Annotated in this window: 15 protein-coding genes and 1 tRNA gene; 8 read left to right on the forward strand and 8 right to left on the reverse strand. The window is 71.0% G+C overall.

Features of this window, described 5'->3' with window-relative positions; translation table 11 throughout:
* Positions 1-78 precede the first annotated feature (78 nt).
* The 3 genes from INP57_RS00925 to INP57_RS00935 are packed head-to-tail and all read right to left on the reverse strand — an operon-like array spanning position 79 to position 2448.
* The gene (locus tag INP57_RS00925) at positions 79-741 is read right to left on the reverse strand and encodes a response regulator transcription factor (protein ID WP_200068082.1); all 663 of its coding nucleotides are present in this window, start codon (positions 739-741) and stop codon (positions 79-81) included.
* Positions 741-2192 carry a sensor histidine kinase gene (locus INP57_RS00930; protein ID WP_233626556.1) on the reverse strand — a complete coding sequence of 484 codons (1452 nt, stop codon included), beginning with the start codon at positions 2190-2192 and terminating at the stop codon, positions 741-743. Before INP57_RS00930 ends, INP57_RS00925 begins: the two co-directional genes overlap by 1 nt.
* A complete protein-coding gene (locus INP57_RS00935) occupies positions 2185-2448 on the reverse strand; it encodes a hypothetical protein (RefSeq protein WP_200068084.1) in 264 nt (87 codons plus the stop codon). Before INP57_RS00935 ends, INP57_RS00930 begins: the two co-directional genes overlap by 8 nt.
* Positions 2449-2579: 131 nt before the next feature.
* Between INP57_RS00935 and INP57_RS00940 the strand changes: the two genes are divergently transcribed.
* Entirely contained in the window at positions 2580-5828 is a 3249-nt protein-coding gene (locus tag INP57_RS00940) for a glycosyltransferase (RefSeq protein WP_200068085.1), read from the forward strand.
* On the opposite strand, the gene INP57_RS29955 is transcribed toward INP57_RS00940, so the two are convergent.
* Both INP57_RS29955 and INP57_RS00945 read right to left on the reverse strand, forming a co-directional pair.
* Positions 5815-5940 carry a hypothetical protein gene (locus INP57_RS29955; RefSeq protein ID WP_255520697.1) on the reverse strand — a complete coding sequence of 42 codons (126 nt, stop codon included), beginning with the start codon at positions 5938-5940 and terminating at the stop codon, positions 5815-5817. The genes INP57_RS00940 and INP57_RS29955 overlap by 14 nt on opposite strands.
* Positions 5941-5999: 59 nt before the next feature.
* Positions 6000-7202 (reverse strand): hypothetical protein, encoded by a 1203-nt coding sequence (locus tag INP57_RS00945; protein WP_200068086.1) that lies wholly within the window; start codon positions 7200-7202, stop codon positions 6000-6002.
* Between the two features lie 212 nt (positions 7203-7414).
* Between INP57_RS00945 and INP57_RS00950 the strand changes: the two genes are divergently transcribed.
* Positions 7415-8650: an acyltransferase family protein gene (locus tag INP57_RS00950; protein WP_307849835.1), complete on the forward strand. Its 1236-nt coding sequence runs from the start codon at positions 7415-7417 to the stop codon at positions 8648-8650.
* A 21-nt stretch (positions 8651-8671) separates the two neighbouring features.
* Positions 8672-9328, forward strand: a complete 657-nt coding sequence (msrA, locus tag INP57_RS00955) for a peptide-methionine (S)-S-oxide reductase MsrA (RefSeq protein ID WP_200068087.1) — start codon at positions 8672-8674, stop codon at positions 9326-9328.
* Positions 9329-9499: 171 nt separating this feature from the next.
* On the opposite strand, the gene INP57_RS00960 is transcribed toward msrA, so the two are convergent.
* Positions 9500-10099: a lytic polysaccharide monooxygenase auxiliary activity family 9 protein gene (locus INP57_RS00960; RefSeq protein WP_200068088.1), complete on the reverse strand. Its 600-nt coding sequence runs from the start codon at positions 10097-10099 to the stop codon at positions 9500-9502.
* A gap of 188 nt (positions 10100-10287) precedes the next feature.
* Here INP57_RS00960 and INP57_RS00965 point away from each other — a divergent pair, with 188 nt between their 5' ends.
* The gene (locus INP57_RS00965) at positions 10288-10497 is read left to right on the forward strand and encodes a dodecin (RefSeq protein ID WP_200068089.1); all 210 of its coding nucleotides are present in this window, start codon (positions 10288-10290) and stop codon (positions 10495-10497) included.
* Positions 10498-10555: 58 nt separating this feature from the next.
* On the opposite strand, the gene INP57_RS00970 is transcribed toward INP57_RS00965, so the two are convergent.
* Positions 10556-10628: transfer RNA gene (locus tag INP57_RS00970), tRNA-Gly, on the reverse strand.
* A 69-nt stretch (positions 10629-10697) separates the two neighbouring features.
* Positions 10698-11141 carry a PPOX class F420-dependent oxidoreductase gene (locus tag INP57_RS00975; protein ID WP_307849836.1) on the reverse strand — a complete coding sequence of 148 codons (444 nt, stop codon included), beginning with the start codon at positions 11139-11141 and terminating at the stop codon, positions 10698-10700.
* 263 nt (positions 11142-11404) lie between these two features.
* Here INP57_RS00975 and INP57_RS00980 point away from each other — a divergent pair, with 263 nt between their 5' ends.
* The 4 genes from INP57_RS00980 to INP57_RS00995 all read left to right on the forward strand — a co-directional run bounded on the left by INP57_RS00980 (position 11405) and on the right by INP57_RS00995 (position 15077).
* Positions 11405-11842, forward strand: coding sequence for a DUF983 domain-containing protein (locus tag INP57_RS00980; RefSeq protein WP_200068090.1), 438 nt, complete (start codon positions 11405-11407; stop codon positions 11840-11842).
* Between the two features lie 39 nt (positions 11843-11881).
* Positions 11882-12733 carry an Fpg/Nei family DNA glycosylase gene (locus tag INP57_RS00985; RefSeq protein ID WP_200068091.1) on the forward strand — a complete coding sequence of 284 codons (852 nt, stop codon included), beginning with the start codon at positions 11882-11884 and terminating at the stop codon, positions 12731-12733.
* A 187-nt stretch (positions 12734-12920) separates the two neighbouring features.
* A complete protein-coding gene (locus INP57_RS00990) occupies positions 12921-14168 on the forward strand; it encodes a histidine kinase (RefSeq protein ID WP_295143348.1) in 1248 nt (415 codons plus the stop codon).
* 9 nt (positions 14169-14177) lie between these two features.
* Positions 14178-15077, forward strand: coding sequence for a S49 family peptidase (locus INP57_RS00995; protein ID WP_200068092.1), 900 nt, complete (start codon positions 14178-14180; stop codon positions 15075-15077).
* Positions 15078-15416: the final 339 nt, after the last annotated feature.

A 15416-nucleotide genomic window follows, 5' to 3' on the forward strand; every position in this document is an offset into this window, starting at 1 on the left:
GTTGTGCACAGCTGTGGATCGAGTTGTCCACAAGTGTGCACAACTGCGATTCGCGCCGCGCCGGCGAGCACCGCAGGCTCACGCCCCGAGCCGGTAGCCCATGCCGCGCACCGTCCGAATCCGGTCGCTGCCGATCTTGCGCCGCAGCGCGCGGACGTAGACGTCCACGACGTTGGAACCGGGATCGAAGTCGTAACCCCACACGTGCGAGAGGATCTGCTCCCGGGACAGCACCTGCCCGGAATGCCGCAAGAACAGCTCCAGCATCGCGAACTCCCGCGCCGTGAGGTCCACCGTCGAATCCGGCAGCTGCACCCGGCGGGTCCGCAGGTCCAGCGACAGCTCCCCCTCGCGCAGCACCGTCACGTCCGGCGTGCGCTCCGCCGAGCGCAGCCGCAGCCGCACCCGCGCCAGCAGCTCCTCGAACCGGAACGGCTTGGTCATGTAGTCGTCCGCGCCGCCTTCCAGCCCGGCGACCGTGTCGCTGACCGAGTCCCGCGCCGTCAGGATGATCACCGGGATGCTCACCTGCCGCGCCCGGACCTGCTGCAGCACCGCGAAGCCGTCCGGACCCGGCAGCCCCAGGTCGAGCACCGCCAAGTCGAAATCACCACTGATCAGGTGCCGGAACGCGCTGTCCCCGTCGCCGACCGAGGTGGTGCTGAACCCGTTCGCGCGCAGCCCCTTCTCCAGGAACGCCGCGATCCGCCCCTCGTCCTCGATGATCAGGATCTTGCTCATCAGTGCGCCTCCTCGGCGGTCGGGGAAGGGGCGGTCGCCGGCGGCCGGGCGGGCAGCTCGAGGGTGAACGTGGCCCCGGACCCGGGTTCGGAGCGCACCCGGACGGCGCCGTGGTGCGCTTCGGCGATCGCGGCCACGATCGCCAGCCCCAGCCCGGCACCGCCGCGGCGCCCGGAGCTGCCGTGCGCGAACCGGCCGAAGATCCGCTCCACCTCGGCGGCCTCGACGCCCGGCCCGCGGTCGGTCACCCACAGCGCCAGGCGCCCGCGGTCCAGCGCAGAGCCGAGCCGGATCTCCGATCCGTCCTCGGTGTGCTGCACCGCGTTCTGCGCTAGCTGCACCATCGCCTGGGTCAGCCGTTGCGGGTCGACCACCACGTCGCCCTCGCCGATGCTCTCCAACACCCATCTGCGGTCCCCGAGCGAGCGGACCTTCGCCTCGATGTCGCTGGTCAGCTCCGCCAGCGGGAATTCGGTGGGCGTCACGAAATCCGGCCGGTCGGCCTTGGCCAGCATCAGCAGTTCCTCGACGATGCGGGTCATCCGGTCCAGCTCGTCGGTGCACAACCGGACCACCTCGTCGCGCTCGGCCGGGTCGTCCCCGAGCAGTTCGAGGTGTCCGCGCACGATCGTGATCGGGGTGCGCAGCTCGTGGCTGGCGTCGTCGACGAACTGCCGCTGGGTGCGGAACGCGGCCTCCAGCCGGTCCAGCATCGCGTTGAACTGGTAGGCCAGCGCGGCGATGTCGTCGCGCCCCTCGACCGGGATGCGCCGGGTCAGGTCGTGCTCGCTGATCTCGGCCGCGGTGTGCCGCACGGTGCGCACCGGCGCCAGGATGGCGCCCGCGACCACCCACGAAGAACCGGCGGCCAGCAGCACGCCGAACGCGCTGACCAGCGTGAGCGTCTGCGCGGCGCGGCGGACCTCGGCGAGTTCGTGCTCGGTGAAGTGCGCGGTGACGAACCACGCCCGCCCGCCCTGGGCGGTCACCGCCTGCACCTTCACCCAGCGCACCGGTCCGGCACCGGTCTGCGCGGTGCCGTGCGCGCGGGGGTCGGCGGTGATGCGTTCCAGCAGGCCGGGTTCCTGCACCGCCCGCTTGGTGCCGGTGTCCTGCGACTGCATCCGCCAGTCCAGGCCGGTCGGGGTCTGCCACGCCCCGATCAGCGCCTCCCAGGCGTCCGGGTACTGGCGGCCGAGGTGGGAGTCGAACAGCTGCGCCGGGTCGCCGAGCAGCGCGCCGGTGGCGGGGTCGCGCCCGGTGCGGGCGTAGTTGACGAACTCGCCGACTTCCTGCTCCATCGAGCCGGTGACCTTGTTCATCGCCTCGTTGTGCAGGAACTGCCACACCAGCAGGACCACCGCGGTCAGCACCGCGACCAGCACGAGCAGCATCCACGCCATGATCTTCGCGCGGGCGGGGAGGCGGATGCCGCGCAGCGGCTCAGTCATCGTCGGGGTCGTCCGGTTCGGGCTCGTCGTCATCGTCCGGTTCGGGTGGCGGCAACTCCGCGGTCGGGGCGGGGCCGGTGCTCGGCGCGGGCGCCGTCGGCACCGGCGTGGACGGACCGGGGGAGATGCCGACGCGCACTTCGGCGGGCACCTGCGGAGTTCGCGGGCCTTCGGTCAACGCGTAGCTGAGCACGACGACGAGCAGCGGCAGCGCCAGCGCGGCGAGCAGCAAGGACAACCGGGGCACCGACCGCATGGCTCCACCCTCCCGGTCGCGTCGGGGGTGCGCGATGAATTGTGGATGAGAACTCCTTCATGCGAACCGGGTCCGGGGCGCCACGGCGAGGCGCTAGCCTGCTCGGCGAACGGCGCGCGAGGGGTTTGGACATGGACGAGGACGGCGACCGGTTGCTGGACTGGACCGGGGAGCGCTGCCTGCCCTGGGCAGACGACGTGCAGGTGATCTACGAGCACTACCACCGCTACGCGCTGGCCGCCCGGTTCGTGCGCGGCAAGCGGGTGCTCGACCTGGCCTGCGGCGAGGGCTACGGCGCTGCGCTGCTGGCCGCCGAAGGCGCCGAGGTGGTGGGTCTCGACGTCGACCCGGCCGCGGTGCAGCACGCGACGCGGCGCTACGGCGGCCGCGGCGTCTCGTTCCGCACCGGCTCGATCACCGATCCGGCGGCGCTGGCCGAGGAGAAGCCGTTCGACGTGGTCGTGTGCTTCGAGGCGATCGAGCACGTCGAAGATCACGACGCGGTGCTCGCACTGGTCCGCTCGAGCCTGCAACAGGGCGGGTTGTTCCTGGTCAGCACACCGGACACGACGATCTACCAGCACGCGCACGGCAACGACAACCCGTTCCACGCCAAGGAGCTCTCCGCCGCGGAGTTCGATTCGCTGCTGGAGGGCGCGTTCCGGCACGTGGCGGTGCTCAAGCAGAACACCGCGGTCGGTTCGGTGCTCGCGCCCGCCGACCACGGCGATCCGGACACCGCGATCGAGGGCGTCCGGTTGCAGACCTTGCACCGCGAGAGCTCCGAGTCGTGGACGGTGCACCAGGGCCTGCCGCACACCTACCTGCTCGGCGTCGCGTCGGATCGGCGGTTGCCGAAGCTGCCTGCCGCGGCGGTGCTGCTCGACGACGAGCTGACGCTGGCCCGCGGTGCGCAGGACGTGCGCCCGGTCGTCGAGCAGCGCGACGAGGCCGTCGCCGACGTGGCCAAGCTCAACGAGCTCTACCGAAGCAGCCGCGCGGAAGCGGACGAGCTGAAGGGCGCGGTCGCCCGGCTCGAAGAGCTGCGCAAGGCCGAGGAACGGCGCGCCGTGGCGGCCGAGTCCGAACGCGAACGCTTCCGCGTCGAGTTGGCGCAGGTCAACGAATTGGTCGAAGGCGCTCGCCGGAACGCGGAACGCGACGGGGCCCGCATCGAGTGGTTGCGCGAAACCGTCGCTCGGCTGGAGGAGCGCGCCGCCGGAGCCGAGCACCGCGCCGGTGAGCTGACCACCCGCAACGCCGAACTGGAAGCGCAGAACTCCGCGCTGGTGCAGCGCGCCGTGCGCAAGTACCGCACCGTCGTGGAGCGCGTCGCGCCGCGCGGCACCAGCCGCCGCGACGTCTACGAGATCGCCCTGGGCCGCGAGCCCGGTTCGGCGCGCCCGGCCGTGCAGCAGGAGACCGGCCCGATCGCGGTGCCGCGCAGCGACGAGCCGGTGGTCAGCGTGATCGTGCCGGTGCACGGCAAGTGGCCCTACACGCGGCAGTGCCTGCGGTTCCTCGCCGGGCACCTGGTGTCGGTGCCGTTCGAGGTGGTCGTGGTGGACGACGCCTCGCCGGACGACAGCGCGGCCAAGCTCGCCGCCTGCGACGGGGTGCGGCTGGTGCGCGCGGAGCGCAACCTCGGGTTCATCGGTGCCTGCAACCTCGGGGCCGAGCACGCGCGCGGCAGGGACCTGTTCTTCCTGAACAACGATGCCGAAGTCACCGAGTCCTGGTTGGACACCCTGATGTCCACGATGGACTCGGACGAGCGGATCGGGCTGGTCGGCGCGAAACTCGTCTATCCCGACGGCAGGCTGCAGGAGTGCGGCGCCGTCGTGTGGTCCGACGGCACCGGCTGGAACCTCGGCCGCGGCGGGGATCCGGACGCCGCCGAGTACAACGACGTCCGCGACGTCGACTACTGCTCCGGTGCGGCGATCCTGGTGCGCGCCGGGGTGTTCCGCGAGGTCGGCGGTTTCGACGGCCGGTTCGCGCCCGCCTACTACGAGGACACCGACCTCGCGTTCGCCGTGCGCGCGGCCGGCTACCGCACCGTGGTGCAGCCGAAAGCCGTGGTGGTGCACCACGAGGGCATCTCGAACGGGACCGACGCGTCCACCGGCGTGAAGCGGCACCAGGAGCTCAACCGGCAGGTGTTCGTGGACAAGTGGGCCGACGCGCTCGCCGACCACCTGCCGGAAGCCTCGCCGCGCAACCTCTGGATGGCCCGCAACCGCGGCACTCGCGGGCATCGCGGGCCGATCGTGCTGGTCAAGGACCACCAGGTACCGCGGCCGGACTTCGACTCCGGGTCGGTGCGGATCCGCCGGATGCTGGCGCAGCTGGTCGAACTCGGCGCGCGGGTGGTGTTCTTCCCCGGCAACCACGCCCGGCTGGAGCCCTACACCGGGGACCTCCAGCAGCTCGGCGTGACCGTGCTGCCCGCACCCGAGCTCCAGCAGGCGTTCCTGGCCGAAGCGGGCGCGGAGATCTCGCTGGCGCTGCTGTCCCGCCCGCAGGTCGCGTGGAGCCTGGTGGAGCAGCTGCGCACCGACGCGCCGCAGGCGCTGATCGCCTACGACACGGTGGACGTGCACTTCCTGCGGTTGCAGCGGCAGGCCGCGCTGGCCGCGGAGCAGGCGGAGCCGGAGCTGGCGAAGTCGTTGCGGCGCAAGGCTCTCGCGTCCCGCGAGATGGAGCTCGGGCTGACCCGGGCCTGCGACGTGACGCTGGTGGTCTCGGAGGCCGAGCAGGAGCTGCTCGCCGAACTCGTCCCGGACGCCGACGTGCGCGTGCTGTCCAACGTGCACGACGTGCGCGCGGAGCCCGCGCACCCGTGGGGACGCCGCGACGTGCTGTTCGTCGGCAGCTTCGACCACCCGCCGAACCGGGACGCGGCCTTGTGGGCGGCGCGCGAGATCATGCCGCTGGTCCGCGAGCAGTGCCCGGACGCGGTGCTGCACGTCGTCGGCTCCAACCCCACCGAGGACGTGCTGGCGTTGGCCGGGGACGGCGTGCAGGTGCACGGCTGGGTGCCCGACCTGCGGGCGCTCTACGACGGCGCGCGGGTCACGCTCGCCCCCTTGCGGTTCGGCGCCGGGGTGAAGGGCAAGGTCGGCGAGAGCGCCGGGTTCGGGGTACCGGTGGCCGGCACGACGCTCGCGCTGGAAGGCATGCACCTGGAACCGGAGCGGGACGTGCTGGTCGCCGACGACGCGCCGGGACTGGCCGCGGCCGTGGTGCGGCTGCTCACCGACGACGCCACCTGGTCGCGGCTGTCCGCCGCGGGCATGGCCGGAGTGTCCGCGCAGTTCGGTCCGGCGGTTTCCGCCGCCGCCCTCGCCGAGCTGCTGGGGACGGTCAGCGCGCCGTGATGCGCGCCCGCGCCGAGGAGTTGTTCACGTAGCCCTTCGGATTCCACAGCTGCGCGGCGCTTTCCGGCTGCACGGCCGCCGAGGTGTCCCACGCGCGAGCGGTGCTCGGCACACCTTCCGCGCGGTTCCGCCTCGCCGGATACCCGCTGCGGCCGCGTCGAACAGGGGGAGTCAGCCGCGCACGGTCGGCGGGGTCTGCGAGAGCTGCTGCGTGAGCAGCTGCTGGAAGGTGTTCTCCGCGTTCTGCTCGTTCGGGTCGCTGGTCTCCACGATGACCACGAACCCGTGCGCGACGTAGGCGGTGCGGAACACGCCGCCGCCGGTGGTCACCACCTGCACGCCCTGGTACGACAGGTCCTTGTCCGGGCTGAGTCCCTGCTGGTCGTTCAGGTACGCCTGCGCGACGGCCGAAGCGGCACCGTCGTTCGGCATCCGCACGGTCAGCAGCACCACCGATGGCGGCCCGTCGGTGCGGTTGATCCAGCCGTCGATCATGCCGCCCTGCAACGCCGCGTTGCGCACCGGATCGCGCAGCACACCGGCCTTCGGGCCCTCCAGGGCGGGACGGTCCAGCGGGCCGTTGAACGGGTGCGGCGGCCCGGGCGGGGTCGGCACCAGGACGGCCTGCGAAGCCGCGGGAGGGGCCTTCGCGGGAGGCGGCTCGGGCAGCGGTTTCGTGGTCGGAGCCGGTGGCGGTGGCGCCGGCTGCGCGGTGGGGGCCGGAGCCGGCTGCCCGCCTCCGCCGGAAGTGGTGAAGTAGAAGACGCCCGCGACCACCACGACGACCAGCAGCACCGAACCGATGACCACGCCGGTGATCATCTTGCCCTTCGAGGCCCCCTCGGAGACCTCGAAGACCTCCGGGCCCTGGCGCATCCAGCTGGTGTCGCCGTGCTCCGGCGGCTGGCCCCATGCCGTGTTCGCGTTCCAGCCCTGATTCCACTGCTGCTGGTCCGGCCACTGCTGCTGGGAGCCGACGTTGACGGTCTGCGTGCTGTCCGCCCCGGTGAGCGGGTTCGGCACCACGTGCGTGGGTTCGTTCGACGGCTGCGGCTGGTTCTGCTGCTGGGCGGCCTGCGCTCCCTGCGCGGCGGCGGCTCCCCAGCTGAACGCGGGCGGGAACGGGCTGGACTGCTCACCCTGCTGACCGCCCGGCTGGGCGAACCCGCCGGAGGGGGTACCGGGACCGGATGCGCCCGGGGACTGGTTGCCCGGGGACTGGCCACCCGGCTGCTGCGCGGAACTCCCGGCGGAGCCTTCCTGCCCCTGCGCCCGGCCGGCCAAAGCGTCCCGCCGGGACCGGTACTCCTCCGCGGAGATCCTGCCCGCCGCCAGTTCGGCATCCAGGTTCTGCAGCTCGTCTTGCCAGGTCACCGATGCGCCCTTTCCGGATTTACCGAGTCGTGATCACCGGCCATTCTGCACCAGGCAGCGCATCGCGGGAGCCACCTCCCGGATAACGATCCAGCGGGTGTGACCACTCGCTCCCGCCCGCGCGCGACGATCGCACTTCCGATCTCGACGGCACCCGATACGCTACCCGGCGTCGCGGATGCGCCGGGCGGCACGTCGTGGGGGTGAAACGGGTGGGCACAGCGCGTGTCGAGCACGCTCATCCGGAGCGTTTCGCCGCCCCCGCGCACGGTTTCGCGTGGATCCGCATGATCGGCGCGCTGCTGGTGATCTACGGGCACAGTTCTCCGCTGGTGGGCAGCGGCGACCTGTTCCCGCCGGAATGGCCGCTGCAGCCCGATGAGGCCGTGCTCATGGGATTCTTCGCGATGAGCGGTTTCCAGATCACCGAGAGCTGGATCCGCGATCCGCACCCGCTGCGCTTCGCCGCCAAGCGGGTGCTGCGGCTGTGGCCGCCGATGCTCACCGTCTCGGTGGGCATGGCGCTGATCGTCGGGCCGTTGGTGACGACGTTGTCGGTGGGGGAGTACTTCGCCGCGCACGGCACCTGGGCCTACATCGTCAACAACACCGGGCTGCTGACCCTCAACCACCACTTGCCGGGTGTGTTCACCGGCAATCCCTGGCCGGGCGCGGTGAACGGTGCGCTGTGGACGTTGCCGATGGAGCTGCTGGCCTATGCCGGCCTGTACGCGTTGCTGCTGGTGGGCGCTGCCAAGCAGCGGTTGCGGTGGCTCGCGGTGCTCGCGCTGTGCGCGATCGTGGTGTGGGACCGCTACCTGGAGCAGGACCCGGGCGCGGAGTCGGCCGGTTCGCTGCTGAGCGTCCCGGTCGAGTCGCTGGTGGCGTTCCTGGTCGCGTTCGCCTTCGGCGTGGTGCTGAACCTGTACCGGATGCCGCTGTCGGTGCTGGCCGCCGGTGCCGGGGTGGCGGTGCTGGGCGCGATGCCGAACAGCATCGCCGCGTCGTTCCTGATGGCGTTCGTGGTCAGCTACGCGGTGGTGGTGGCGGGTCATTTCTGGCCCGCCCGGCTCACCGTGCCCGGGCACTGGGTCAACGGCAGCTACGGCGTTTACGTCTGGGGCTTTCCGGTGCAGCAGCTGCTGGCGATGGCCGGAGTCGGCAACCAGTACGTGATGGTGCTGTGCGCGGTGCCGATCTCGTACGTGCTGGGCACGTTGTCGTGGACGTTCGTCGAAGAGCCGGTGATGCGGCTGCGCCACTACATCGCTCCGCAACGCCGCAGCCGCCCGGCGGGTGCTGTTCCTCCCGAGGAGCTGTCCGACACCGAGGAACGGGCCGACGCCGAGGAACGGGCCGACGCCGAGGAACGGGCCGACGCCGAGGAACGGACCCCGGGACCGAACAGACCGCTCGACCCGATTTCCGGGCGGCCGGAGCGGTTTTGATGCGGGCGTAGCATCGGGACCATGGTGCTGTTCAAAGCTAGGCGCATGATCACCCCCGATGAGGCGCTGCCGGGCCGCAGCACTCCGCTTTCCGTGCCGGAGCGGCACGCGGTGTTCGGCGACCGCCCGATCAAGCCACCGTTCCCGGAGACCACCTCGACCCTGGTAGTGGGCATGGGCTGCTTCTGGGGCGCGGAACGCATCTTCTGGCGCACCGACGGGGTGTGGACCACCGCGGTCGGCTACGCGGGCGGGTATACCCCCAACCCCACCTACGAAGAGGTCTGCACCGGCCTGACCGGGCACACCGAGGCGGTGCTGGTGGTCTTCGACCCCTCCGTGATCACGCTGTCGCAGGTGCTGAAGGTGTTCTGGGAGAACCACGACCCGACGCAGGGCCTCCGGCAGGGCAACGACGTCGGCAGCCAGTACCGCTCGGCGATCTACTACGCCGACGACGCCCAGCGCGAAGTCGTCGAACGCAGCCGCGAGCAGTTCCAGGAGGCGCTGAGCGCCGCGGGCCACGGCGAGATCACCACCGAGATCGCGCCGCTCGGCGAGTTCTACTACGCCGAGGGCTACCACCAGCAGTACCTGTCGGAGTCCAAGAACCCGAACGGCTACTGCGGCATCGACGGCACCGGCGTCTCCTGCCCGATCGGCCTCGGCACGGCCTGACCGCCCGGCCACCCGATTCAGCGAACCTAATTCTGGCAAAGATCTTTTTCCCAGAATTCCTGGACCTCGGAAACCATTTCCGGGCGCCGTGCGATTCCGCTGTCCGGAAGGTTCCGCGCCCGGTGCGCCTCGCGCGCACCGGGCCACGGAGCCGGGGGACGAAAACGCGGGTCAGCCGAAGTTCACGTCCGCGCAGGAATAGAAGGCGTTGCTGGTGTCCGCGACGTCCCACACGCCGAGGATCAGGTGCTTGCCGGTCTTGTCCGGCAGTTTCCCGGTGTGCGTGTACACGTCCGGCGGCTGCTGCCCGCCGTAATCGACGTTGACGAACGGCGCCGGTTCGAGCTGGTCGCGGGTGAGCGGCTGGCTCGGGTCCCAGCCGTCCTTGGTGATGAAGTACCGCCACGACGACGTCGAGTGGTTCGCGGTGATCTTCCACTGGAACTGGAAGTCCTGGCCGGCCTGCACGTCGGTCGCTGGCCATTGACCGCCGCGCGGGTCGTCGAGCTCGCTGAACTGCTCCAGACCGGCCGAGCAGATGCTGCCGTCGACCGGGCCCGCCTCCGGGAAGCCCTTCGGGCCTTCGACGCTCTGCGGTTCCCACTGGATCGCGCCGCAATTCGTCGCCGCGCCGGTCGAGCAGGCGTCCTGGCGGCTGGAAGGGCTCTGGGTGAATCCGTGCGAACTCGCGACACCGGATGTGAAAATCGGTAATGCCAGGGTGGCGATGCCGACGGCGGCGATACCGATCTTGCTTTTCACTTTCGACATGGAAGTACTCCCTTCCTGGATCGGTGCCGGAGAAATTTACACTCGCGTTATTCGCGGCAAATAGCACCGTTCTGCGCAACATCGCGGGGGCCGCGGCTCGGCTAGTGGTCCAGACCTTGAGGCCGTTCGGAGCAGCGCAAGATCGCGTTCGGCTTGCGGGCGGGTGCGTCCGTACGCACGATGCCGGGATGGGAGACAACATCTACCGCGTAACCGAGATCGTCGGAACGTCCGCGGACGGCGTCGACGACGCGATCCGCCGCGGTGTGCACCGCGCGTCGCAGACCCTGCGGGACGTGGACTGGTTCGAAGTCACCGAGGTCCGCGGCCACGTCGAGAACGGCGAGATCGCGCACTTCCAGGTCGGGCTGAAGGTCGGCTTCAAGCTGGAGGAGTGAACCGGCCCGGCGAGCACGAGGAAGGCCCCCGCCGGATTCCGGCGGGGGCCTTCTGCGGAGCGGATGACGGGACTCGAACCCGCGACCCTCACCTTGGCAAGGTGATGCGCTACCAGCTGCGCTACATCCGCAAGCGAACGATCTCTCGATCGCTGTTGAGCACTACTTTAACCCATCGTTCGCGCACCGTTCCAAGGGGGTCAGCGCCGTGCCGGTCCGACCCGCGACGGCTCGATGCGCAGCAGCACGCGGTCCTCTTCGCGCATCGCGCGCCGGTAGTCCTCCCAGTCGTCGTGCTCGCCGGAGACGCGGCGGAAGTAGTCCTCCAGCAGCGGCATCGCCGCGGGCAGCCGCACGACCTCCGCGGTGCCGTCGACCTGGATCCAGTCGCCGAAGAACTCGTCCGGCAGCACGCACAGCCAGGCGCGCGGGTCGCGGACCAGGTTGTGCACCTTGGCGGTGGCCGCGCGGGTGCTCACCACGATGCGCCCGGCGTCGTCCACGGCCGCCAGCACCGGGCTCAGCTGCGGTGTCCCGTCCCCGCGAAGCGTGCCCAGCACCGCGCGGTGGTGTTCGCGGACGAACGATCTTGCCTGTTCGAGGTCCATGCCCCGCCCTTCGCCGGGTGTCAGGTCGACGGGCACACCTTAGTCACCGCGCGCGAGGTCGCGAGCGCATTGGCGGGACCGGGGTGGTCCGGCGCGGCGGTGTGATCGACAATGCCTCGGGTGCCGTGCGCTTTCACCCGTGAGGCCGATGACGGTCGCGATACCGTGTCGGCACGCTCGGTCCCGGTGCGTGGCCGCTCAGGCGGGCTCCGCGGTGCCGGGCGGCGCTCCCGGTGCCGATGGCGGTACGGCTTGCAACGACCGAACGGAAACGCCCGGCGCCGGGCGAGGAGGCGACGATGAACCGCGTGGTGCGGGGCTCCGACGGCAGGTTGTGGAACGTGCGCTCCAGCCTGGAGTGGTCGAACCCGATCGCCGGCGACGACTTCGAGCACGACGTCAACGGTGGCCGCGGCCCGGGGATCATGATGTTCGGCATCCTCATCCTGCTCGCGCTGCTGTTCGTGCTGTGGACGCCGGAGGGCGTGCACGTGCCGATCTGGCTGGTCCTGGCGCTGATCGTGGCGGCGATGTTCTTCCCGGTGCGCTGGCTGCTGCACCGGCCGTGGACGATCATCGCGGAAACCCCCGGCGACGAGGAGGAGCACCAGCCGGAGCGCTGGGTCGGGGTGCAGCGCGGCTTCCTCAACGTCCGGCAGGAGACCGCGAAGGTGGCCCGCCAGATCGAGCTCTACGCCGAACCGGACATGAACGGCTCGCTGCAGCCCACGGAGTGACGGCCGCCGCAGGCCGATCGATCTTGGCAGACTGGTGGGGTGCCCGAACTGCCCGAAGTCGAGGCGCTGGCCCGGCACCTGCGCGAGCACGCCGTGGGCAGCACCCTCGCCCGCATCGACGTCGCCTCGCTGAGCGTGCTCAAGACCGCCAGCCCGCCCTACACCGAGCTGCACGGCCGCCCGGTGACCGGCGCGGCACGGCACGGCAAGTACCTGGACCTGGACTGCGACGGGCTGCACCTGGTGGTGCACCTGGCCCGCGCGGGCTGGCTGCGCTGGTCCGACGAGCTCTCGCCCGCACCGCCGAAACCCGGCCGCGGGCCGATCGCGCTGCGCGTGCACCTCGGCGGTCCCGGCTTCGACCTGACCGAGGCCGGGACGCAGAAGAAGCTCGCGGTCTGGGTGGTGGCCGATCCGGCGGAGGTGCCCGGTGTGGCCCGCCTGGGCCCGGACGCGCTGGCGGTGACCGCCGATGAGTTCGCCGGCCTGCTGCGCGGCCGATCGGAACGGGTGAAGACGCTGCTGACCGACCAGTCCGCGCTGGCCGGGATCGGCAACGCCTACTCCGACGAGGTCCTGCACCGCGCGCGGCTGTCCCCGTTCGCGACCGCGGGCAAGCTCGCGGAGGAGTCGGTGGCCCGGCTGCACGAAGCGATGCGCGAGGTGCTCGGGGACGCGGTGCAACGCTCGCTGCAACAGGACGCAGCGCGGTTGAAGGCGGAGAAGCGCTCCGGGCTGCGGGTGCACGGGCGCACCGGGCTGCCGTGCCCGGTCTGCGGGGACGCGGTCGGCGAGGTGTCGTTCGCGGATCGCTCGTTCCAGTACTGCCCGACCTGTCAGACCGGCGGCAAGCGGCTCGCGGACCGGAGGATGTCGAAGCTGCTGAAGTGACTTCCGGGGGAGCCGGGCGCCCGCCGATTGCAGCTCTGATGCAACCCATGCGATGTCATGCAAACCTGTGCCGTTCGGCGGTGCGGGTTGCGCCATGCGGCCCGCTCATCGACCGCTCACCGAGGGGTTGTGCACACTGAGCGTAGCGTTCTTGATTCCTTGCGTACCGACATCGAATACTGGTGCGGTGCAGGGGTTGTTGACCGAGCGGACCGTGCTCACGGCGCTCGCCGCGCTCGCCGTGCTCGGCATGTTCGTGCTGTTGTGCCGATCGCGCCGGGTCAGTACCTCGGTGGAAGACGCCATGCTGGCGGCGTTGCATCGTGTCACCAGCGCTGCGCCGCACCTGCGGTCGGGCATGACGCAGGATTCGGCGGACCGCACGGCGCCGCACCTGCGGGAGCTGCTGGCGTGCGTGGCGGTCGGCGTCGTCGATGCCGACGGCACGCTGCTGAGCTGGGACGGCGAGGCGAACCAGCACTACGCGGACATGCGCGGCAAGATCGAGGCGGTGCTGCGCACCGGCAAGCGCGAGTACGTCGACCACACCGACCTGCTCTGCGACGAACGCCCGTGCCTGATGCGGCACGGCGTCGTGGTCCCGCTGGAGGTCTCCGAGGAGATCAAGGGCGCGCTGGTGATCATCAGCGACGGCGACCGGCGGCGGCTGCTGCGCGCGGCGGGCGAGGTCGCGCACCACGTGTCCACCCAGCTGGAGCTGGCGCACCTGCAGGAGTCCAAGGAGAAGCTGGCGCGGGCCGAGGTGCGGGCGCTGCGCGCGCAGATCTCCCCGCATTTCATCTACAACGCGCTGAACACCATCTCCTCGCAGATCCGCAACGACCCGGAGCAGGCCCGCGACCTGCTGATGGAGTTCGCCGACTTCACCCGCTACTCGTTCCGCTCCTCCGGGCTCTACACCACGCTGGCCGACGAGATCCGCAACATCGACCGCTACCTGACCCTGGAGCGCGCCCGGTTCGGCCCGGACCGGCTGAAGGTGCAGCTCAAGATCGCGCCCGAGGTGCTTCCGGTGGTGGTGCCGTTCCTGGCGCTGCAACCGCTGGTGGAGAACGCGGTGCGGCACGGGCTGGCCACCAAGCCCGGTGGCGGCACCGTCTCGGTGGTCGCCGAGGACCGCGGCTCGGAGGCGCTGATCAGCGTGGACGACGACGGCATCGGGATGGATCCGGAACGGCTGGACGAGGAGCTGGCCAACGCGCACCTCAGCGGCGCGCACGTGGGCCTCGGCAACATCAACAACCGGATGCGGGCGACCTTCGGCGACGACTACGGCCTGGTGGTGGAGACCGAGCAGGGCGAGGGCATGAAGGTGATCATGCGGGTGCCGAAGTTCGCGCCCGGAGTGCTGCCGCTACCAGCCACGTCCCTGGACGAACCCGCGTCGGGGGCCGCCGCGCAGTCGAGCCGGTAGCGTCGAAGCATGAACGACAAAGCGCCGCAGAAGTTCACCGACGTGCTGACCGGCAAGCTGTCCTCGAAGCTGCCGCCCAAGCTGGCCGAGCGCGCCGAACGCGGGCCGGTGGTCGCCACGGTCAAGCTGCACGGCGCGATCACCGCGAACCCCTCGCCGGTAAACCGCGGCACGATCTCGCTGCAGGCCGTGGACTCCGCGCTGACCAAGGCGTTCGGCCACGACCGGCTCGCCGCGGTGGCGCTGACGATCAACTCGCCGGGCGGTGCGGCGACGCAGTCCGCGCTGGTCGCCGACCGGATCCGCGGCCTGGCCGAGGAGAAGAAGGTGCCGGTGCTGGCGTTCTGCGAGGACGTCGCCGCTTCCGGCGGGTACTGGCTGGCCTGCGCGGCCGACGAGATCTACGCGCACAGCACTTCGATGGTCGGGTCGGTCGGCGTGGTCAGCGCGACGTTCGGGTTGAACGGCCTGCTGGACCGCATCGGAGTGGAGCGCCGGGTCTACGCCGCCGGGCAGAACAAGGTGCGGCTGGACCCGTTCAGCCCCGAGAAGGACGACGACGTGCAGTGGCTGCGCGGCTTGCAGACCGAGCTGCACGAGCAGTTCGCCGACTGGGTGCGCTCCCGGCGCGGGAAGAAGCTCTCCGAGACCGAGGAGCTGTTCACCGGCGAGGTGTGGACCGGCAAGCGCGCGCAGCAGCTCGGTCTGGTCGACGGTGTCGGCACCTTGCGCGGGATCGTCAAGGAGCGGTTCCCGGAGGCGCACATCGTCGGAGTCGAACCGCGCAAGCCGCTGCTGGCTCGGTTGAGCGAGCGCGGATCGGCCGCCGGGCTCGGCGCGGGCGGTTCGGCGTCGTCGCTGCTGGACGCGTTGGAGCAGCGCGCGCTGTGGTCGCGTTTCGGGTTGTGATCGGCTTCGGCGGGCGTGCGTGGTGCGCCGCGCCGTCCGCCTTCGGCCACCCCGCCGTTCACATGCCGGGCCGAACACCGTACGTTGAAGTCACGGCGTGACACACCTCACTCGCGGGCGCGGCCCGGTGTGCCCTGTGTCGCTGGGCCGGGTGATGTCAGGATGATCTGCGCAGCGCGCCCGACATGTCACCGTCCGGCGGCACCGCAGGTGCGGGCAGCCGGTCCGCGCCCGGCGCGTGTGACAGCGCTGTCGCGGTGCTCGACGCCGAGCGGACCCGAAGTCGTGGACAGTGCGCCCCCGGCGCGGCAGGATGTGGCGTTACAGTGAGTATTCAAC

The sequence above is a fragment of the Saccharopolyspora galaxeae genome, assembly GCF_016526145.1.
GTDB lineage: Bacteria > Actinomycetota > Actinomycetes > Mycobacteriales > Pseudonocardiaceae > Saccharopolyspora_C > Saccharopolyspora_C galaxeae.